Source organism: Caulobacter sp. 1776, assembly GCF_040545685.1.
Lineage (GTDB): Bacteria > Pseudomonadota > Alphaproteobacteria > Caulobacterales > Caulobacteraceae > Caulobacter.
Genome location: NZ_JBEPMI010000004.1, coordinates 474697 through 495047 on the forward strand (window position 1 = coordinate 474697; position 20351 = coordinate 495047).

Genomic DNA, 20351 nt, shown 5'->3' on the forward strand with positions numbered 1-20351 from the left:
CGGAGCACCGCCGGCTTAGAGAACGCCGAGCTCGACGGCCGTTTGGATCGGACGCCGGGGCGAAGACAGGGCTGGGAGCCGCGCCGATCGTCGATCTCTTTCGAGACTAAGTCCGCTCCCACGGGAAGCTCAGGGTCGGAGCGTTCGCATGGCGCTTCATCTTCAGCGTCAACCGCGCACCGGCGCCGGGCGCGAGCCGCACGGTGAACGACGAGGAATCGACCGTCTGGACGGGCGCTTGGCCGATGGCGGCGCTCAGGATCTGGTGCTCGGCATAGGCGCCGCCCTGCACGGTCACGGTCCGCGCCGCCACCTGGTTCGTGTTCACCAGCGTCACGACCGTCTCATCGTCGCCGAGCTTTTCGACCAGGGCCGCGACATCCTCGGGCGCGCCCGCGCGGCGACGCTCTGGATCGAAGTAGCGCAGGCGCGCGTAGTGCAGCGCCCCGCCCTGGGCCGGCGAAGTGGGCGACCAAGGCGGCCGAGCGATGTTGATGCCGCCTTCCATCAAGTGGATCAGGGCCGTGACGCTGGCCGGGTTGATGTCCAGGGTGGCGTCGGCCAGGCGGGTATCCGGCGAGGTGTGGTCGTCGCGCTGGGCCTGAGCGCGGGCGCGGACCCGCTCGAGGTCGGCGCGCAGGGCCTTGATCGGGAAGCCGGCGTCCTTGCCGTCGAGATAGGTCAGCCAGGGATGTTCGGCCGCGCGGGTGCGGTCCGAGGGCTTCATCGACATGTACCAGATCTCGAGGCCGTTCAGCCGGTACTCGCCCGGCGCATAACCGTACCAGCCCTTGGGCCCGTACATGCGCGGGGTCGTGACCCTTCCGTCGACCACCTTCTTCTGGGCGTTGATCACGTCGTTCTGGCGGCGCCAGACGTCGAGGTACTTGTCGTCGCCGGTCAGCAGATAGGCGTTGAGGAAACCGACCACGGCGCGCGGCACCCGGTTGCGGTCCTCGCGCTTGCCGGTCTGCGGCACGACGGGGGAAAAGCCCCAGCCATAGGTCCCGCTCCACCACTGGCCCTTGGGTCCGCCGATCTTGCCATCCAGGCCTATCTTGCTGGGCAGGACGTCGCCGTTGGCCTTGGCGCGATCGATCCAGGCGTCGACATACGAGACGATCCAGTCGCGATACTTCGGCTCGTGATCCAGCATGTAGGCGTTCAGCATTAGGCTGGTGGCCTGCAGGTTCAGCGGCGCGTCGCCGACCACGTCGCCATATTCGTCGTAGTGGTGCAGCGTCTCTTCATAGGAGCTCTCGCCGTGCTCCATGAAGAACCTGGAAGCGTCGAACGGATCGCCCGCCCAGTCCAACGGCGTGGCCGGACGCAGCATCGGGCCGCGGCTGCCGGTGATCATGCTGCGGATGATCTTCAGCTTGGGATCGTAGTTCGGCGTAGTGGGATCCTCGCCGGTATAGAAGCCCGAGAACCGCTTCACGCGCTGGCGATAGCGCGGATCGTTCGGGTCGGAGAGGCCGAGCAGATTGAACACCGACAGCCCCTCGGAAAGGTGCTGCCAGTCGGTCATGACCGGGAATTCCTTGAAGTACATGCCGTCGCGCGCGAACGGCGCCTCCTTGGTCCTGGCCGCCGTGTACTGTCGGACATTGCCCTCGAAGGCCTTCTTAGCCATGGCCAGGACCTGATCGCTGGCCCCCAGGGCGTGCAGGGTCGGCCAATCATTGACGTTCTCGATGGCGTCGTCAGGACCGTCGTTCGCGCCCCAGCGCTCGACGGCCAGCAGGTAGCCGCGATCGTCGAAGTAGCGCGCGAAGAAGGCCGCGCAGGCCTCCTCGTTGGCCTTCAGCAACTCGCGCTCCAGCAGCGCCCATTCGGGCGGCGGCATCGGCGTCGAGATGGTCAGGATCGGCGTCGCCGACGCCCGACGCGCGAGCGCGGCGAAGGCCAGGGCCGATGCGCCGGCCAGGACGGAACGACGGGTCGTCATGCTCAGGCCGCCTTCAGTTCCAGACGCTGGATTTTCCCGACGATCAGGAAGTAGGCCAGGATCGCGATCCCGCAGTGGGCGCCGACGAAGATTAGCGCGCCGTCGAAAGAGCCCGTGGCCTTGACGATGTAGCCGATGACGATCGGCGTCACGATGCCGGCCACATTGCCGAACGTGTTGAAGATGCCGCCCGTCACGCCGGCCATCTCCTTGGGCGAGGTGTCGGCCACCACCGCCCAGCCCAGCGAGGCGACACCCTTGCCGAAGAACGCCGCGGCCATGATTACGATGACCAGCCACTCCTGCTCGACGTAGTTGCAGAGAACGATGCAGGTGGCCAGCACCATGCCCAGCAGCAATGGCGTCTTGCGGGCGATGTCGAGATTGCCGGTCTTCTTCAGCAAGCCGTCCGAGATCATTCCTCCCAGCAGGCCACCGGCGAAGCCGCACAGCGCGGGCAAGGCGGCGGTGAAGCCCGCCTGCAGGATCGACAGGCCGCGGTCCTTGACCAGGTAGATCGGGAACCACGTAACGAAGAAATAGGTCAGCACGTTGATGCAGTATTGGCCAAGATAGACGCCCAGCAGCATCCGGCTGGTCAGCACTTGGCTGACATTGGCCCAGTTGAAGGCGGCGCCGTTCGAGGTGGAAGCCTCCTCCATCCGCACCAGACCGCCGCCGGCCTCGATATAGTCGACCTCGGCCTGGTTGACCGCCGGGTGCAGCATCGGGCTGTGGATCAGCTTGACGAAGAACAGGGCCGCCACGACGCCGACCGCGCCCATCACCCAGAACACCGAGCGCCAGCCGAACGCATGGGCCAGCCAGCCCATCAGCGGCGCGAAGGCGACCAGCGAGAAATACTGGGCCGAGTTGAAGATCGCCGAGGCCGTGCCGCGTTCCGGTCCCGGGAACCAGGCCGCCACGATACGGGCGTTGGCTGGGAAAGACGGCGACTCCGCCAAGCCGACCGCGAAGCGCATCCCGAACAGCACGATCGCCACGGTCAGGCCGGTGAAGAAGCCGGCAAAGCCCTGCAGGGCGGTGAAGGCCGACCAGGCTAGCAAGGCGATCGTATAGATCTTCTTGGAGCCGAACCGGTCCAGCAGCGCGCCGCCCGGGATCTGGCCTAGGACATAGGCCCAGGCGAACGCCGACAGGATGTAGCCCATCGCCACGGGGTCGAGACCCAGCTCTTTCGACGCCGACTGGCCGGCGATCGAGAAGGTCGCGCGGTCGGCGTAGTTGATCGTGGTGATGATGAAGAGCACCGTGATGATCAGCCAGCGCACCCGCGTTCGCTTGGTGGTGTCGGTCATACGCGCCTCTTCCCTATTCGAGAGCCGATCTGCCGTCGGCATCCATCCCAGCGACGCTAGAGGCGCCGGGGAACAAGGTCTAAGTCAATTCGCCTATCGACCAATCCAAGCGAGACATGGATCCGTACCGTTTCCGTATCGGAACCCCGCCTTGCGGAAGCCTCTGAGCGCCACTTTTCCACGAAACTCAGCTGAAATCGGCCTTCTGGGCCAAGGTCGGCGGCTAATCCGTGCCGAACGCGCATAGGTTCATACCCGATTGGGATTGGCCCTCGACGAACACCCGCTCCTATCCTGACGCCAATCAAAGAAGGTGGTTCGACCGCCTTCGGCACGAAAAGGACCCGCGAATGCGGGCAACTGGGAGGCAACATGTCGAACACTCGCAAACCGGCCGCGCGCGCCGTCCTGGCGCTCAGCGCCTCGGCCCTGGCCCTAACCCTGGCGGGCGCCGCCGCGGCTCAAGAGGCCGCCCCCGCCGCGCCCGCGCCGGACGAAGTCGAAGCTGTCGTGGTAACCGGTTTCCGCGCCAGTCTGCAGAGCGCGATGAACATCAAGCGCAATGAGACCGGCGTCGTCGACGCGATCAAGGCCGAGGACATCGCCCAGTTCCCCGATCTGAACCTGGCGGAGTCACTACAGCGCATCCCAGGCGTCTCGATCTCACGCATCAACGGCGAAGGTCGCCAGATCACTGTTCGCGGCCTCGGCTCGGAATATACCCGCGTTCGCATCAACGGCATGGAGGCCATCTCCACCACCGGCGGCACGGCCAACAGTGGTGGCACCAACCGCGGCCGCGGCTTCGATTTCAATGTCTTCGCCTCCGACCTCTTCAACAGCATCGCCGTGCGCAAGACCGCCTCGGCCGACGTCGAGGAAGGCTCGCTGGGCGCCACGGTCGATCTGAACACCTCGCGCGCCTTCGACAGCCGCAAGCCCCAGCTCGTGTTGTCGGCCGGCGCCAGCTACAATGACCTGTCCGAGAAGACCACGCCGCGCGTCTCGGCCCTGGCCAGCCGCACCTTCTTCGACGGCAAGCTGGGCGTTCTGATCTCGGCCGCCTACGAAGAGCGTCATTTGAAGGAAGAAGGCGCCAACATCACGCGCTGGGCTGTCGGCGGCAGCAACGGTGGATTCAACGCGGCCTCCACGGTGCCGGGCTACACGCTGGCCCAGATCAACAACACCAACACGACCACCGGCATCTTCGCCCCGCGCATCCCGGCCTATGTCAGCTACGATATCAAGAACAAGCGCACGGGCCTGGCCGGCTCCATCCAGTACAAGCCGGACGCCGACACCGAGATCACGCTCGACATGCTGTACGCCTATCTGGCCGGCGTGCGGAAGGAGGCCCAGCTGCAGGCCATCGGCCTGTCCCGCGCCACGACCGGCAAGCCGGAGACGATCATCCGGGACGGCGTCGTGCAGGGAACCGACCTGGTCTATGCCCGGATGGACAATGTCGATCTGCGCACCCAGTCAGCATATGACGAGCTGAACACGGAATTCAAGCAAACCACCCTGTCGGCCAAGCACAACTTCGGTTCGAAGCTGGTGGTCGGTGCCCTGATGGGCTTCGCGGACTCGACCTTTACCCAGCCTGTCTCGACAATCATCACGTTCGACCGGCTCAACAGCCAGAACTATAGCTACGACTTCCGCAAGGGCCGCGCCCCGCAGATTCTGCTGGGCTTCGACCCGACCGATCCCGCCAACTGGTCGGCCATCAACGGCACGTCGGAAGTCCGTATCCGCCCAACCTTCGTCGAGAACCAGTTCTCGACCGCCAAGGTCTATGGCGAGTGGGAAGCCAGCTCGAACCTGAAGATCAAGGCCGGCGTCGACTGGCGCAAGTTCGAGTACGACAGCTACGGCCTGTACCGCACCAGCGAGACGGTCAGCCAGACCCTGACCCCCGCCCAACTGGCCTCGGTGTCCAAGGTGTTCAGCGGCTTCGGTAAGAACCTGGACCTGCCGTCCGGCAACGCCACCGCCTGGCTGGTCCCCGATATCGACAAGTACAACGCCCTGCTGGGCATCTACAGCAACACCGGCATCTACGCCCTGACCGGCACCAACAACACCTCGGCCCGTGGACAGTACGGCGCGGTCGAGGAGCGGGACACCGGCGCCTACGTCCAGGCCGACTATCGGTTCGAGGCTTTCGGCATCCCGTTCAGGGGCGACGCCGGCGTCCGCCGCGTCCACACCGAACAGGAATCGGCCGGCTATGCCGCCGTCGGCGGGTCGGTCCAGCGGGTCGAAGTCAAGCGCGACTACGACCTGACGCTTCCATCCTTCAATCTGGCCGCCGACGTCACCGACACCTTCGTGGCCCGCGTCAGCGCCGCCAAGACGATCGCCCGCCCGGGCATCGGCTCGCTGTCGCCCGGCGGCGACGTCGCGGTACAGGGCGCCAACCGCAGCTTCAGCTCGGGCAACCCGTACCTGAACCCGACCCAGTCCAAGAACCTCGACGTCTCGCTGGAATGGTATCCGTCGTCGGGCACGATGTTCGCGGCGGGCTTCTTCTACAAGAAGATCGACACCTTCGTCGCGACCCAGAGCGAACAGCGGGTCTACAACACCCTGGGCCTGCCGGACTCGCTGATCGCCGGCACCACCGCGACGCCGGACATGCTGTTCCAGGTCTCCAAGCCCATCAACACCAAGGGCGGCGACCTGAAAGGCTTCGAGCTGAACGTCCAGCAGCCCCTCACCTTCCTGCCAGGCTGGATGAGCCACTTCGGCGTGATCGCCAACTACACCTATGTCGCCTCGAAGATCGAATATCCGACCTCGTCGGCGGCGGGCGCGCCGGTGGTGATCAACGACCTGATCGGCTTGTCGAAGAACGCCGCCAACGCGACGCTCTATTACGAGACCGACAAGTGGAGCGTGCGCGGCTCGCTGGCCTATCGCGCCGGCTATCTGACCCAGGTCCCGGGCAGCGACGGCAACACCGTCCATGGCACCAACGAGACCCTGAATGTCGACATGCAGGCCAGTTGGAACATCCGCGACAACCTGAAGCTTTCGCTCGAAGGCGTGAACCTGACCGACGAATTCAACGATCAGTACGTCGGCGATAGCAATCGCTTGAACGTCTACACCCACAGCGGCCGCCAGTTCATCGTCGGCCTTCGCTATAACTTCTAGGCGTCCTTCCGTTTTACCCCCCGCCTGGATACTCGCGCCGTCCCTCCTCCCAGGGGCGGCGCGTTTTCTTGTCTGGCGTTAGCGACGGGCTGCGAAGACTCCAGTCCCGCCGTCCAAATCGGCGACGGCGCCCTGCATCGGCCAGATTCGGTGTCGCAAAACCCCATGACGTCCGAGGAGATGCGGGAAGGACTCGCGCCCGTCACGGTACGGGGATAAGAACCGCGCTTTATCGTCTCCAGTGCGCGTAAGGCCCTCTCGGATCGGGGCGCGGCGGGATCCTGCGCCTTTGGGGAAGGCATGCGCTCGCATCGACGTAAACCGTGGCCCTGGACTTGCGCTAGCGCGCTGCTGGCGCTGGCCGGGACGGCAGGACCCGCGCATGGCGCGCCGATGCTTGTCGACATCCGCGGCGGCTCCCTGCAGGGCGCGCTCGCCGAACTCGGACGGGAGAACGGCCTCGACATCCTCTATTCGGCCGACCTGGTCCGGGGACGGCGAACCCCAGCCGTCAAGGGGCCGCTGACCGCCGAGCAGGCCGTCGCGCTGCTGCTGGTCGGGTCCGGCGTTGGATACCGGATCACGCCCGACGGCGTCTTCGTGCTGTTCGAACTGCCACGGCGGCAAATCGCGGACCCGGGCGACGGCGCGATCTCCGAAGTGCTGATCCTGGGCCGACGCACCCAGAACGCCGACATCCGACGCACCGAGAACGACATTCAGCCCTATCGGGTGGCCGGACAACGCGACCTGGCCGTTGCGCCGCAGGATAATGTCGACCAGTTCCTGCGAGAGCGGTTGCCGGCCAACGGTCAGGTGATTTCGCCCAGCCAGGATGTGACCTACACCGGCGCGACCAACTCGGCGATCGACCTGCGTGGCGTCGGCCTGCAGAGGACCCTGGTGCTGGTCGACGGCCGAAGGCTGCCGAGCCTGCCGTCCCGGGTGGCGGGCCTGGCCCAGAGCGACATCAACGCCATCCCGCTCGGGGCGATCGAGCGGATCGAGACCCTGACCGCCACGGCCGGCGGCATCCATGGTCCCACCGCCATCGGCGGCGTCGTCAACCTGGTGCTGAAACGCGACTACCGCGGCGCGGACCTCAGAGTGATTTCGGGTGTCACCAGCCGCGGCGATGCGAGTCGCGGGCGCATCGAGGCGCGTCTCGGCTTCACACCCGACCACGGGCGCACGGACGTGATGCTGGCCGCCTCGTACGCCACGGCGGGGAAGCTGACCGTCGGCCAGCGCGACTATGCTCGCCGGTCGCTCGAATGGCAGGCGCAAAACAGTCCGGCCGCCTTCCTGCTGCAGCAGAGGCCCGTCAACGCGATCACCGTCCGCAGCGGGCAAGGCGAGCCGCTGCGGCTGGACGCCGCGTATGGCGGAACCGTCCTGGGCGGCAGCTATACCTTCCTGCCGCTGAACTTTCAGGGGACGCCGCAAGAGAAGGCCGCTGTCCTGATCGCCAATGCCGGCCGCCTACCCACCGAGCCGGCTACCGGCATGGCCGGCGACGACACCTCGCTGCTCTCGGCGCCCAGGACCTACTCTCTCCTGTTCAGCGCGCGTCGCAGATTCGGCGACCGGATCGAGGCCTTCATCGACGGCGTGGACCTTCACGACGAAGGGCGGGCCACGACCGCCAGAGCGCCCGGGTTCCGGAGCTTGAGCCACGCCAACGCGGCCGGCAACCTGTTCGACAACTCGGTCTATTTCTATTTTCCGCTGCCGGACCTCGTCGATAGGAAGGCGGTCACCGTCGACGTCAGCCGTCTCACCGGCGGGCTGATCGCGCCCCTTCCCGGACGCTGGCAGGCGTCCGCCGACTACACGGTCGGCCGGTCGTTACTGGACATCCGGCGGGAAGGGAGAACCGTCCTCTCCACCATCGGCAATCCTCTTTGGGATGGCTTTGTCGGCGCACATGGCCAGGCGCCGGTCATCCCGCTCGGGGACTATGCGAGCCTGCGATCGGCGATGATGGCCTATACCGTCCCGTTGGCGGAACACAGCCGCCTAACCACACAGTTCAGCAGCGGCGTCATACGCGCGGCAGGCCCCCTCGTCACGCTTCCGGGCGGCCCCCTGACCGCGACGCTGCTGGGCGAGGTCCGGCGAGAACGGATGCCGGGAACCGAAATTTCGAGCCTCGGTGAAGGCGGACTATTCAAGACTCCCACGCCCGACCGGATCCAACGCGTCACGTCCGCCTATGTCGAGCTGCGCGCGCCTCTCTTACCCCGCGACTCGCGGGTCGTGCTCGCGCGGGGTCTGGAGTTGCAACTGGCGCTTCGCCGAGACGGCGTCCGGACAACCTTTCCCGACACGTTGCTGACCGGAGTCACTAGCTATGTCCGCACCACCGTCCGCCATCAGGCCGACGTGTTCACCTTCGGGGCCCGGACGTTTCCGACCGACTGGCTGATGGTGCGAGCCAGCGCGGCGACCGGCGAGTCGCCGCCGGACATGAGCCATCTTCAGGAGATCACCATCCTGACCACGAACCCACTCGGTAGCCCCTATACCGATCCCAAGCGTGGCGGGCGCAACCTCTTGGCCGACGGACCCTTCCGCTGGGGCCGGAGCGGCTGGCATGACATCGGCCAGGAAAAGGGCCTCACGCGATCGATCGGCGTGGTGTTCAATCCCTCGGGGCGCGGCGGCCCGCGCCTGTCCGTCGACGCTTCCCGGGTCGAGATCCGCGATGAGATCGGGATGTCCGGCCTGAACCCCCAGCAGGTGATCGACGCCGAGGAGCGCTATCCCAACCGCATCGTCCGCGAGCCCCTGTCCGCGGCCGACGCCGCCCTGGGCTACACCGCCGGCCGGATCATCGCCTTCTATACCGGACTGGCGAACGTTGGGCGGACCGTCGCCGAAACGTTGGACGCGCAGGTGGACTGGACGCTGCCGCCCGTTCTGGGGGGTGACATTCAGCTCTACGGCTCCGGCACATGGCAGCCGATCTTGCGAACCCGTCGCCGGCCCGGAACGCCCTGGCTGGACCGCGTCGGCTTTCGCGATGGCCCCCTCGAATGGCGGGGCAACGCCGGCGTCCAATGGGAACGCGGCCCGCTGCTGATGGATCTGAACGTCCAGTACCTGGGCCGCTCGAGTCCGCTCTATTCGTCGTTCAGCACGGTCGTCGTCCAGAACGCGGCCCACAACCAGGCGCGGACCTACATTCCATCACGCGTCTATCTGGACTTGGCGGCCCGGCGCCGGTTCGATCTCGCGGCGGGCCATGCGCTGAAGGCGCTCGAGGTTCGGATCGCCGTGCAGAACCTCTTGGACACCACGCCGCCGATCGTCGCCGACGCCAACAACATGGGCTACGACTATCGCGGCGATCCCCGGCGGCGGCGCTTCGAACTCAGCGTCTCCGGCCACTTCTAGGATCCCGGGTGAGGGTTCCCCGAAGACCTGCGTTTCCCCTGGTGAAGGCGTCCGCCCGGACGCCCAGAACTCCGGAGACAGCAGGTGCTCAAGTTCACCCCCATCGCCCTGGCCGCTCTATTTCTTTCGACCTCGGCCCTAGCCCAGGTCAAACCATTCCCGGCCGGATTCAAGACTCACGAGATTACGACCAACGGGGCCACGATCCACGTCCGCGTCGGCGGTTCGGGGCCGGCCGTTGTGCTGCTTCACGGCTATGGCGAAACCGGCGACATGTGGGAGCCCCTGGCCGCCGATCTTGCCAAGGACCACACCGTGATCGTGCCTGATCTGCGAGGTCTTGGCCTGTCGTCCAAACCCGCGTCGGGCGGCTACGACAAGAAGACCCAAGGCGGCGACGTGGCGGGGGTGCTCGCCTCTCTGAAGATCACCAAGGTCGACCTGGTCACGCACGACATCGGCAACATGGTGGGCTACGCCTTCGCCGCCGAGCATCGCGACAGCGTCCGCCGCTTCGTGCTGATTGACGCGCCTCTGCCCGGCGTCGGGCCGTGGGAGGACATCCTCAAGAACCCTCTGCTCTGGCACTTCCGGTTCGGCGGTCCGGACATGGAGCGGCTGGTCGCCGGGCGCGAGCGCATCTATCTCGACCGCTTCTGGAACGAATTCTCCGCCACCCCCGCGCGCTTCACCGAGGCCTCCCGCCAACACTACGCCAAGCTCTACGCCCTGCCTGGCGCCATGCATGGCGGCTTCTCGCAGTTCGCGGCCTTTGACCAGGACGCGGTCGACAACAAGGCCTTCATGGCCGAGGGCAAGCTGACCATGCCGGTGCTGGCGCTGGGCGGCGAGAAATCGTTCGGGCCGATGATGGCCACGGTCATGCGCTTCGCCGCCAGCAACGTCACCGAAGGCGTGGTGCCCGACTCCGGTCACTGGATCATGGAAGAAAACCCCAAGGCCACCGTGGCGCTGGTGCGTGGCTTTCTGGACGCCAAGCCATGAGCCGCCGCCTCGCCATCGCCGGGGTCGCGCTCCTGCTGGTCGCCTTCGCCAGTGTCGCTTCGGCCCAGGATCGCCTGCTGCGCCTGACCCCGTCGGAGATCGATGGCCTGGTCAAGGGCGGCGCCACGGCCGGCACCTCGGGCGTCGCCGGCATCCGCACGACCATCCTCTACGGCGATCCGACCAGGCCCGGCCCCTACACCATCGCATTGCGAGCGCCGCCTAATGTCCGGATCGCCGCCCACAGCCACCGCGACGACCGCACCGCCGTGGTCGTCGCCGGCGTCTGGCGCTTCGGCTATGGGCGCAAGGCCGACGAGGCCCTGGTCAAGACGCTGCCGCCCGGCGGCTTCTACAGCGAACCGGCCGGGGTCGAACACTTCGCCATGACCGGTCCTGAGGGGGCCGTCGTCTACATCTCCGGCTTCGGCCCGACGAGCACCGACTATGTCGAGGCGGCGAACGCGCCCAAGCCCTGATCACGCGAGGACGCGTGGTCGACACATGGATAAAGGGGCGGGGCCGATGGTCCCGCCCCTTACTGTTGTTCGGTCGATCAGTGCCCGACGGATCTCAGAACGATCTCGGCGAAGCCCGGAGCGGTCGCGGCTCGGTTCCAGTCCCGTTGCAGCTCACAGGCCACCTGGATCCAGCTGACGGGCTTGCCGCCAGCCTGGACGATCCGCTCGATCCCCGCGCGGTGCGCCAGTTCGGAGGTGCCGCCCACGGCGTCGACGACGGCGAAGACGTCGAAGCCCTCGCGCAGCGCGTCCAGCGCTGGGAACGCCAGGCAGACCTCCGTCCACAGCGCGACCATGATCAGCTTGCGGCGGCCGGTGGCCTTGACCGCCGCCACGAAGTCCTCGTCTTCCCAGGCGTTGATGGCGGTGCGGTCGATCGGCCTGACGCCCGGCAGCACATCGGTGATCGGCGTGATGGTCGGGGTATTGAGCCCGGTGGCCACATTGACCGTCGTGAGCACCACCGGCAGGTCATATAGCCTAGCGGTCTTGGCCAGGTTCACGACGTTGGCGACCAGTAGGCGCTTTTCCATCGTGACGATCGAAGAGACCTGAACCGGCTGGAAGTCGATGATCGCCAGGGCGGCGTTCTGCGGCGTCAGCAGCTCATCGGACCGCGGATCGCGTATGGTCGAGGGCGAAGTCATGTTGAGGCGTCTCCAGGCGTTACGGAGCGCGGCTTCGACCTCTCGTCCAAGATCTGTCCAAGAACTCGAAAATGCTCCTAATCCGGAGAACGCGATTTCTCAGAAAATCCTCATCGATCTCACGCCATTAACACTAGCGAAGTTAGCGCTTGCTCGCGACCAGCTCAAAGGTGTTTGCGTCCCGCGCTACCAGCTTGACCGGCAAGACTTGCGATACACTTCGGCCGAACCGACCGATGTCGCCCGTGCGAAACAGACCCGTGATCCGCATCGACGCGACCCTGGGGTCCTTGATGACGATCTGAGCGCGCGTATAGCGGTTGAGCTTGGCCACGACCGTCGCCAACGGTTCGTCCTGGAATTCCACGACGCCTTGCTTCCAGGCCAGGGCGTCATCGAGATCGATCGTCGACACCTTGCCCGTCGCACGGCTTTTGGCTTCGAATGCCTCGCCGGGGCGGAGCTTGATCATCGACGCATCACCAGAAGCATTTCTCACCGAAACGCTTCCCTGGGCCAAAACCACGCGCATCGCGCCCGCCGAGAGGAGGACGTCGAACTGGGTGCCCAGGGCGGTGACGATCCGGCTGTCGGCGTCGACCGAGAACGGATGGGCCGGGTCATGGGCCACGTCGAAGAACGCGTGGCCACGGAGCAGGCGCACTTCGCGCGTCTTTCCCGTGAAGACGACGTCGATGGCGCTGTCGGCGTCCAGGGTCAGGCGCGAGCCATCCGGCAGGTCGACGATCGACCTCTGCCCCGGCCCGGTCGTGTAATCCGCGCCGCTGGCCACCTGGAGCGGGCTCGCCTGGACACGGTCGCCGGCCGGCGGCCTCATGCCTTGGCTGAACCACCCCGCCTGAAACCCGACCAGCAGCATCGTCGATACCACGGCGACCGCGAGTGAGGCGGCGATGACTGGCGGCCAGTACGATCGCGCGGGCGCGGGTCCGGCCTGACGCGCCGCGCGGCCCAGGGCGGCGATCAGATCGTTGTCCTCGGCGTCGTCGAACGCGTCCCACATTCGCTGAACGGCGTGCCAAGCGGCCTGGTTGTCCGGGCTGGAGTCGAGCCATTGTTGGAACTGGTCACGTTCCGGCGGCTGGGTCAGGTCTTCGCACGCCATCCAACGCGCGGCGGCCTGGGCGGGGCTGAGGCCGCGCACATCAGCGAGAGTCAGAACGGCGCGGATCATCGGGCGTCTCCCCCGTGAGCCATCAGGTGCTCTATCGCTCGGATCAGGTGCTTTTCCACCGCGCTCACCGAGATGCCCAATTGAAGGGCGATAGCCTTGTGTCGCAGGCCATCCAATCGCCTGAGCAGGAAGATCGTCCGGGTGCGTTCGGGCATGGTCATCAACGCGGCGGCGGCGGCGTTCAGCGCCTGCTTGCCGGCATAGATCCTGGCTGGGTCAAAATCCTGGTCGCCCGAAAGCTCCGGATCCAGCGCGACATGCTCGTCGGCGTGCCTGACCGTTCGGCGGCGATAGCGATCGGCCAGCACGCTGGCGGCGATCTGGAAGATGTAGGCGCTGGCGTGGTCGGCGGTGTCGGGCGTGCCCCGCACGGTCAGGCGCAGGAAGACTTCCTGGACCAAGTCTTCGACCTCGCAACCGTTGCGGACTCGGCGGCGGAAGTAGACGGCCAGCGGACCGCGCATCGCCGCCGCCTGGCGAGCGAAGGCGTCAGCGCGCGCTGCGGCGTCGGCGTCGGTCATGAGCTCCCCTCGAGCCATTCCCATCAGAGACTCCAATCCCTGTCCAACGGCATCGGGCGTCATCTCCATGGTCGGCGCGGTTGGCCGTCCGAAAAGGCAGAACGCAGGCCCGGCGATAATCCTCATCGGGCCGTTTTCTCGCCGCCGTCTTCCGGACGCCGATGCGGAATTTTCGCGTCGTTGCGTAGTCCCTATCAGGCGGACGCGGTGACGGCGTCCAAGCGGGAGAAGGCGATCGTGAGCGACATGAGGGTTTCCCCCGGCAGCGCGCGTGACAACCTCACCCCGCCTCCGATCGCCGAAGCGATCCTGGTCATGCTGAGCAGCGCCCGAGACGTCATCGACCTCGACCCGGGACGGGCGCGGCGCTTCATAGATCAAGCCTGGCGTCTGCTGGAGCCGGCACTCGGCCCTTCACCTTCCCCAGCCCGCCACGCGTCCCAAGGCCTGGCGCCATGGCTGGCGCGCAAAACGGCGCGCTACATCGCCGAAAACCTGCATCGGTCGATCAGCAGCCGCGAACTGGCCAAGCTGGCGTCGATGAGCACGAGCCATTTCTCCAGGACCTTCAAGCAGAGTTTCGGCCTGACGCCCCGAGCGTATGTGATCGACCGCCGCCTAGAGCGCGCCCGGGCCATGATGCTGGAGACCCGTCTTTCTTTGTGCCAGATCGCTTTAGAGTGCGGCTTCGCCGACCAAGCCCACATGTGCCGGATTTTCCACAGAGCGGTCGGCGTCCCGCCAGGCCGCTGGCGACGCGAGAACCGCACGGGCCGCGATCAGCACTCCGCGGGCGGTACAGGTCGATCGCCCCGATCAGGACGCGGCAAAGACGACGGAATGGCGCGCCTGTTCGCGGATCTCTGACGGGCTCGCGCCCAACAGGCGACGAGCCAGCTTGTTGAAATATTGGGGATCGGGGATTCCTACACGCTCGCCCACCTGCTTGATCGGCAGGTCGCTGGTTTCCAGCAGATAGCGCGCCTGGGCCATGCGGCGTTGGATCACATATCGGGGAATGGTCACGCCGAAGCGCGCTCGAAACACCCGGGCGATCGTGTGCTGGGGCACGCCCACCAGGCTGGCCAGACGGCCCACGCCCAGGGCCTCGGCGGACCTGGCCTCGATCAGCGCGGCAAGCCGGTCGGCGAGCGCGTCATGATCCGTTGAAGACGACTGATACCGCGCGGCGCACCACAGCAGAAGCTCCAAAAGCATGGCCGAGGCCGTGCAGCCGGCCAGCGCGTCCCCATCACCCTGCCCGGCCTTCACGTGGAGCCGGGTGATCTGGCCGAGGCGGTCGGCTACATAGGTCGCCGCAGGTCCCAACCGCAGATGCAACGGCGCGCGCGCGAGCGGCTCGGCTTGTGAACGGGGATGGAAGTGGACGCACCAATGGCGTCCAGGCCTTGGCAGATCGTAGGCGCTCTCGACGCCCGCAGGACTGATCGTCAGATCGCCCGGTGCGATGTCGAACAGCGTCGCCCCCAGCCGCATCGTGGCGGCGTATCCGTGCAGATGAAGGGCGTGGGCGTCGCCGCGATAACGCGTCTCGAAATCGCTGTCAGCGAGCGGAAACTGCCCCGCCAGCTTGAGGACCGGCGGTGAAAGCGCGGGCCAGGAAAAAGCGGTCATCGTCGAATTTGTACCACAGATCGCGATCGCCTCCAATTGAACGGCGCACGCTCACCCCTAGGGTCACGCCAAGTCACCCAGGAAATTCTCCCGATGCCCCCGATAAGCTTGACGCCAGAAGAACGGCAATTCTACCAGAAGAACGGCTATGTTCATGTCCGTGGCCTGCTGACCCCAGAAGACGCCGCCGCCTATCGTCGGGAAAGCCACGCCCTGGCCGAGCGGATCGGCGAGAACGACGCGACCTGGGCTTCTCAACGTGGCCAGGGCACGCGGATCACCCACTGCCACGATGTCCAGTTCCAGTCGGCGGCCTTCAGTCGTCTCCTTCTGGACGAACGCCTGACGGGCGTGGCCCAGTCGATCATCGGCCCGAACGTGCAGCTCCACCACTGCAAGATGTTCATCAAGCCACCCGAGAAGGGTTCTCCCTTTCCCATGCACCAGGACTACCCCTACTTCCCGCACGCGCGTCACTCGATGATCGCGGCGATCATCCACTTCGACGACGCCCCCGACGAAAAGGGCTGCCTTCGTGTCGCGCCTGGCAGCCAGGCCCTGGGCCCGCTCGAGTCGGTCGGCGCCGACCACCACCTGCCGGAGTTTCCGCTGGAAACGGCCACGCCGATCCCGGCCAAGGCGGGCGATGCGATCTTCATGAACTACCTCCTAGTGCATGGTTCGGGGATCAATCGCTCGAACGAGGCGCGCACGACCCTGCTGGTGCAGATGCGCGATCCCGAGGACGAGCCCCTGACCGAGGGCCACGGCTCACGAGGTCAGGGCATGATGCTGGCCGGCGTCGATCCGCGACGTGAGGCCTTCGCCTTTGCGTGGGAGCGCAAGACCGCTTGATGCTCACCGCCCCAGCGTTGGCTTCGGCGCTGTCGTCGCCGCGCAGGCCAAGCTGTTCATGATCCCGGGCATGCTGCATCGCCAGGGCGGCGCGGCGCCGGTCGCCTTCGGCCAGGCCCCGGTCGCGCCGGCGTCGCGCGCCGATCCCGACCATGACATCCGCCTGGCGCTGGAAGCCTGGGTCGAGACCGGCCGCGCACCCGAGGCTGGTCGCCGCGACCTATGTGGACAACGATCCCACGCGAGGCCTCGCCGCCAGCGCGAGATCCGTTCGTGGCCGCCGCTCGCCGCTAACGACCGGCCCAGGCCAGCCAGATCGCGGCGGTCCAGGAGAAGTCGTCGCCACCGCTCGGGGCGGCGGTCAGGGGGTTGTAGGCCTCGTGGAAGCCGGTCGTCGCGATCAGTTCGCGCGTGTCGCGGCGGACGCGCGCGGCCCAATCGTCATGTCCGGCCATGGCGAAGCCAGAGCCGATCAGGAAATTGACCACCGCCCATACGGGCCCGCGCCAGTAGCGCATCGGCTCGAAACGCGGATCGTCCGGATCCAGGCTGGGGACCATGTGGCCCACCTTGCCGGAAATCCGCTCGGCATGCGCAAGCATGATCCGGTCGCGCTCGGCATGGCGCACGTCGCCATAAAAGTTGAGGAACGAGCCGCTGGTCAGTGCGCCGCAAGGCTTACCGGTGATGATGTCCCGCGAGCCGTAGGCCTGGAGACTCTCGTCCCAAAGGTAGTCGCCGGCGACGGGGCCCAGGTCGAGCCAGGACTGGATCTCGCGTTCGGCCGCCGCGTCCCCAAGCACCTTGGCCAGGGCGAGCAAGTCCCGGTTGGCGCGCAGCAGGATCATGGTCATGCCGACGTCGGCGACGCGGAAGGGGTTGCTGTCGGTGATCGTCTGGTGGTTCCAGCCGCTGGCGCGCCCGAACTGCACGATCGCTAGATAGCGGTCATAGTCGAGCTTGGTCGGCCGCATGCTCTGGTCGAGATGGCTGGTGTCGCGGCGCTGGTATTCCCCAACCCGTGAGACGTCCACGGCGGAGGCCGGACCGTCCCATTCCGCCGAATTGTCGCGGCCGGTCTCCCAAGGATGCATGGCCACCACCACGCCCTTCTTCTGGGGATCGCGGTACTGGTGGAACCAGCGGTGCCAGGCGAGGAGCTTGGGAAAGAGCACGGCCAATCGCTCGCGATAGCCGGCCTGCTCGTGCTCGTCCCACAAGCGACGCACGACACTGGCCGCGACCGGCGGCTGGGTGATGCCGGAGGTCGGCGGGGTTCTCCCGGAGGCCCAGACCGACGGTCCCGGAAAATAGCCGGCGTCGTCCTGCCAGAAGACGATGTGCGGCAAGAAGCCGTCGGGCCATTGCGCCTTGAACAGCGTCTCGACCTCCCGCCAGGCGCGGTCGAGGTCGAAGGTGGCGAAGCCGAGGGCCACCAAGGCGGAATCCCAGTTCCACTGGAACGGATAGACGCGACCATTGGGGACCGTGTAGCCGCCCCGATCGTTGCCGATCAGGATCTGACGGGCCGCTTCGCCCATTTGGGCGGGAGAAAGAGTGCTGGTCACGGTGGGGCTCGTTGCAAAAAAATACGGGCGGACGCGGGAAGCTCGTCCGCCCGATTGGGAGTTGAGGAGGTCGTACGGGTTAGAACTTCATGGTCAAGCGCGCGGTGACGCGGCGAGGCAGGACCGGACGGCCGACGAAATAGGCGCCGCCGCTGGTCTGGGCCGAGTCCTGGCGCGGCGAGCCTTCGGTGGTGGCGTCGGTATCGAGGAGATTGAACACGTTCACCCCCAACCGCGTCTCGTGGCCGCCGGCGAACTGGAATTTGTAGCCGGCGTCGAGCGAGACGACGTTAAAGCTCTTCAGCTCGATGGCGTTATTGGCGGCGGTGTAGTTGTCGCCCGTGAAGTTGGTGAAGAGCGACGCATCCAGACGACCGTCATCGTAGTACAGACCAGCGTTGTACAGCACGTCGGGCTGGCGCTCGAGCTTGTGGCCGATATTAGCCGGCGTTGTGTCGAAGGCCGTGTACTTGTGATCCTGTAGGGTCACGTTGCCGCTGAAGCGCAGGTTCTGGACCAGTTCGACGTCGAAGGTCGCCTCCAGGCCCTTGGACTTGGTGGCCACGATATTGACCCGCTCGGTCAAGCCGCCCGCGCCGTCGTTGACGAACAGGATCTGGCGACGGTTGTCGAGCTTGGTCCACAGCGCCGCCAGCGTGCCGCTGAAGCGCCCATTGTGGTATTTCACCCCGACTTCGCCCTGCTTGATGATCTCGGCCTCATAGGTCGCCGGCTGGTTCAAGGCGTTGAAGGTCACGGCGCGGACTTCGGGAAAGAAGTAGCCGCGTGAGCCGTTGGCGTAGAGGTTCAGGTTGTCGTTGAGCTTGTAGAGCGCGCCGGCCGCGGCCGCCCACTCGCTGGTGTGGACCTTGGCGGTCAGGAAGGTGTCATTGCCCCAGACCACGTCGCGCAGGGCCGTGGCCAGGTTGGGCGTGGTGGCGTCGGTCACGAAGGTGGCCGTGCGCTCGCGGCTGATCTCGCCCTTGAGTTTCTCCCAGCGGCCGCCGAGGTCGAAGACGAAGCGCCCGGCCTCGATCTGGTCAGCGAAATAGATCGCCTTGCGCTTGGCTTGGTGGTGGTTGTTGACGTAGCCGGCGCCGGCATTGAGCAGCCCCCCCTGGGTCACGATCGTCTGGACGTTGGTCGTCGGGTTGCGCACCACCAGATTGACCAGCTTGGGCTGGTTGTTGAACGCGGCCAGATAGGTCGTCGTGACGTTCACGTCACGAGCGTCGGCGTCGCTGTAGAAGCCGCCGAGCGTGAAGTTGTGCTCGGCCGAACCCATGGTCAGCTTCTTGGTGACGTTGGTCTCGGCGGTGAAGTCCGTGACCGGACGATCACGATCGGTGAACCGATTGGCGAACAGCAACGCATTGCCGGCCACGGCCGAGCCGTCGGCATAGGTGAAGGTGGCGTTGGAGGCGCTGCCGAGGTTCCGGTTGGTCAGGAAGCTCTGCAGGGTCTCGGGGACGTTGATGACTCCGTCGCCGTCGGACCACAGGCCGAACTTGTGCTTGTAGTCCGAATACTTGAGCTTGCCATTGAAGCCCCAGCCGTTGTCGTAATGCTTGTCGAACGCCAGGGCGACCATGCCGCCCTTGGAGGTGACGCCATCGGTGATGTCGGTCGTGAACCGGCCGTCGGGTGTCTGGAAGCCCATGCCGGCGACAGCATTGGTCTGGACCGAATAGACCGTCTTGCCGTCGTTACCCTTGATGCGATTGCGGCTGGCCCCGTCCAGCGGGATCGGCAGATAGAACTGAGCCTGGTCGTCGATATATTGGCCGTAGAGCGTGATCGAGCCGCTGTCGTCGGGCGCCCATTTCAGGTTGCCGCGAACCTGGTAGCCCTTGGTGTCCAGGCCTGTGCGGATTGGACCGTCGTCGGTGCGGTACCAGGCCGATACGGCGTAGTAGAGGTTGTTGGCGAGCGGACCGCTGGCCGCGATGTCGCCGCGATAGCGATCCTTCTCGGCGACCTCCAGCTGGACGACGCCGCGGGCGTCCTCGGAGCCGGTCCTGGAGATGTAGTTGATCAGGCCCGCCACGGAGCCGGGGCCGAACAGGTTCGACACCCCGCCACGCACGAACTCCAGACGCTCAATGCCGAGGTCGTTGCGGGCATAGACGTCGAAGGCCGAGGAGTTGAGGCCGAAGGTGCTGAGCACCGGGATGCCGTCGTACATCAGCGGCGTGAACTGGTATTGGCCGCCCGACGGCAGGCCCTTGACGAAGACATTGGCGGCCACTTCGCCGCCGCCACCGTCGGCTTTGATGGTCGGAACGGAATTGAGGATGTCGGCCTGGCTGGTCGCCGTGAGCTTGGCCAGGCGATCCTCGCCCAGGGCGGTGACGGCCAGCGGCGTGTTTTCCGCCGCGCGGGCCACGCTGGTGCCGGTGACGATGATTTCCTCGACGGTCGTGGCTTCGGCCGGCGGCGGCGCGGTCTGAGCCTGGGCCAGGGCCGGCGTGAGGATCAAGGCTGCGGCGCCGAGGAGTTGGGTGCGCCGGCGCATGGCCCGGCGATGGGATGTGGTCATGGTACCCCCCTGCTGTTTTGGGCCGCTCTGT

The 20351-nt window shown here is 66.2% G+C and carries 14 protein-coding genes; 6 read left to right on the forward strand and 8 right to left on the reverse strand.

The annotated features are described in order from the left end of the window. Positions 1 to 106: 106 nt before the first annotated feature. Complete coding sequence (locus tag ABIC66_RS13580; protein WP_354070811.1) at positions 107 to 1951, reverse strand: DUF8034 domain-containing protein; 1845 nt, start codon at positions 1949 to 1951, stop codon at positions 107 to 109. Positions 1952 to 1953: 2 nt separating this feature from the next. Then, positions 1954 to 3270 (reverse strand): MFS transporter, encoded by a 1317-nt coding sequence (locus tag ABIC66_RS13585; RefSeq protein WP_354070812.1) that lies wholly within the window; start codon positions 3268 to 3270, stop codon positions 1954 to 1956. Positions 3271 to 3642: 372 nt separating this feature from the next. Between ABIC66_RS13585 and ABIC66_RS13590 the strand changes: the two genes are divergently transcribed. From ABIC66_RS13590 to ABIC66_RS13605, 4 genes are all read left to right on the forward strand, one after another. Then, positions 3643 to 6435, forward strand: a complete 2793-nt coding sequence (locus ABIC66_RS13590; RefSeq protein WP_354070813.1) for a TonB-dependent receptor — start codon at positions 3643 to 3645, stop codon at positions 6433 to 6435. 393 nt (positions 6436 to 6828) lie between these two features. Further along, positions 6829 to 9834 carry a TonB-dependent receptor gene (locus ABIC66_RS13595; RefSeq protein ID WP_354070814.1) on the forward strand — a complete coding sequence of 1002 codons (3006 nt, stop codon included), beginning with the start codon at positions 6829 to 6831 and terminating at the stop codon, positions 9832 to 9834. Positions 9835 to 9918: 84 nt separating this feature from the next. Next, positions 9919 to 10839, forward strand: a complete 921-nt coding sequence (locus tag ABIC66_RS13600) for an alpha/beta fold hydrolase (RefSeq protein WP_354070815.1) — start codon at positions 9919 to 9921, stop codon at positions 10837 to 10839. Beyond that, positions 10836 to 11318: a cupin domain-containing protein gene (locus ABIC66_RS13605; protein ID WP_354070816.1), complete on the forward strand. Its 483-nt coding sequence runs from the start codon at positions 10836 to 10838 to the stop codon at positions 11316 to 11318. Before ABIC66_RS13600 ends, ABIC66_RS13605 begins: the two co-directional genes overlap by 4 nt. 77 nt (positions 11319 to 11395) lie before the next feature. On the opposite strand, the gene ABIC66_RS13610 is transcribed toward ABIC66_RS13605, so the two are convergent. From ABIC66_RS13610 to ABIC66_RS13620, 3 genes are all read right to left on the reverse strand, one after another. Continuing rightward, positions 11396 to 12007: a hydrolase gene (locus tag ABIC66_RS13610; protein ID WP_354070817.1), complete on the reverse strand. Its 612-nt coding sequence runs from the start codon at positions 12005 to 12007 to the stop codon at positions 11396 to 11398. A 142-nt stretch (positions 12008 to 12149) separates the two neighbouring features. Then, positions 12150 to 13202, reverse strand: a complete 1053-nt coding sequence (locus ABIC66_RS13615) for a FecR family protein (RefSeq protein ID WP_354070818.1) — start codon at positions 13200 to 13202, stop codon at positions 12150 to 12152. Beyond that, positions 13199 to 13723, reverse strand: a complete 525-nt coding sequence (locus ABIC66_RS13620) for an RNA polymerase sigma factor (RefSeq protein ID WP_354070819.1) — start codon at positions 13721 to 13723, stop codon at positions 13199 to 13201. Before ABIC66_RS13620 ends, ABIC66_RS13615 begins: the two co-directional genes overlap by 4 nt. Positions 13724 to 13930: 207 nt before the next feature. Here ABIC66_RS13620 and ABIC66_RS13625 point away from each other — a divergent pair, with 207 nt between their 5' ends. After that, positions 13931 to 14590: a helix-turn-helix domain-containing protein gene (locus tag ABIC66_RS13625; RefSeq protein ID WP_354070820.1), complete on the forward strand. Its 660-nt coding sequence runs from the start codon at positions 13931 to 13933 to the stop codon at positions 14588 to 14590. On the opposite strand, the gene ABIC66_RS13630 is transcribed toward ABIC66_RS13625, so the two are convergent. Then, positions 14540 to 15358 carry a helix-turn-helix transcriptional regulator gene (locus tag ABIC66_RS13630; protein ID WP_354070821.1) on the reverse strand — a complete coding sequence of 273 codons (819 nt, stop codon included), beginning with the start codon at positions 15356 to 15358 and terminating at the stop codon, positions 14540 to 14542. The two genes, ABIC66_RS13625 and ABIC66_RS13630, sit on opposite strands and share 51 nt — an antisense overlap. Before the next feature lie 93 nt (positions 15359 to 15451). On the opposite strand from ABIC66_RS13630, the gene ABIC66_RS13635 reads away from it, so the two are divergent. Continuing rightward, positions 15452 to 16213 (forward strand): phytanoyl-CoA dioxygenase family protein, encoded by a 762-nt coding sequence (locus ABIC66_RS13635; RefSeq protein WP_354070822.1) that lies wholly within the window; start codon positions 15452 to 15454, stop codon positions 16211 to 16213. 290 nt (positions 16214 to 16503) lie between these two features. Here ABIC66_RS13635 and ABIC66_RS13640 read toward each other — a convergent pair whose 3' ends face one another. Further along, on the reverse strand, positions 16504 to 17781 hold the full coding sequence (locus ABIC66_RS13640) for an MGH1-like glycoside hydrolase domain-containing protein (protein WP_354070823.1): 1278 nt from the start codon (positions 17779 to 17781) through the stop codon (positions 16504 to 16506). Positions 17782 to 17860: 79 nt separating this feature from the next. Then, positions 17861 to 20320 carry a TonB-dependent receptor gene (locus ABIC66_RS13645; protein WP_354070824.1) on the reverse strand — a complete coding sequence of 820 codons (2460 nt, stop codon included), beginning with the start codon at positions 20318 to 20320 and terminating at the stop codon, positions 17861 to 17863. Positions 20321 to 20351: the final 31 nt, after the last annotated feature.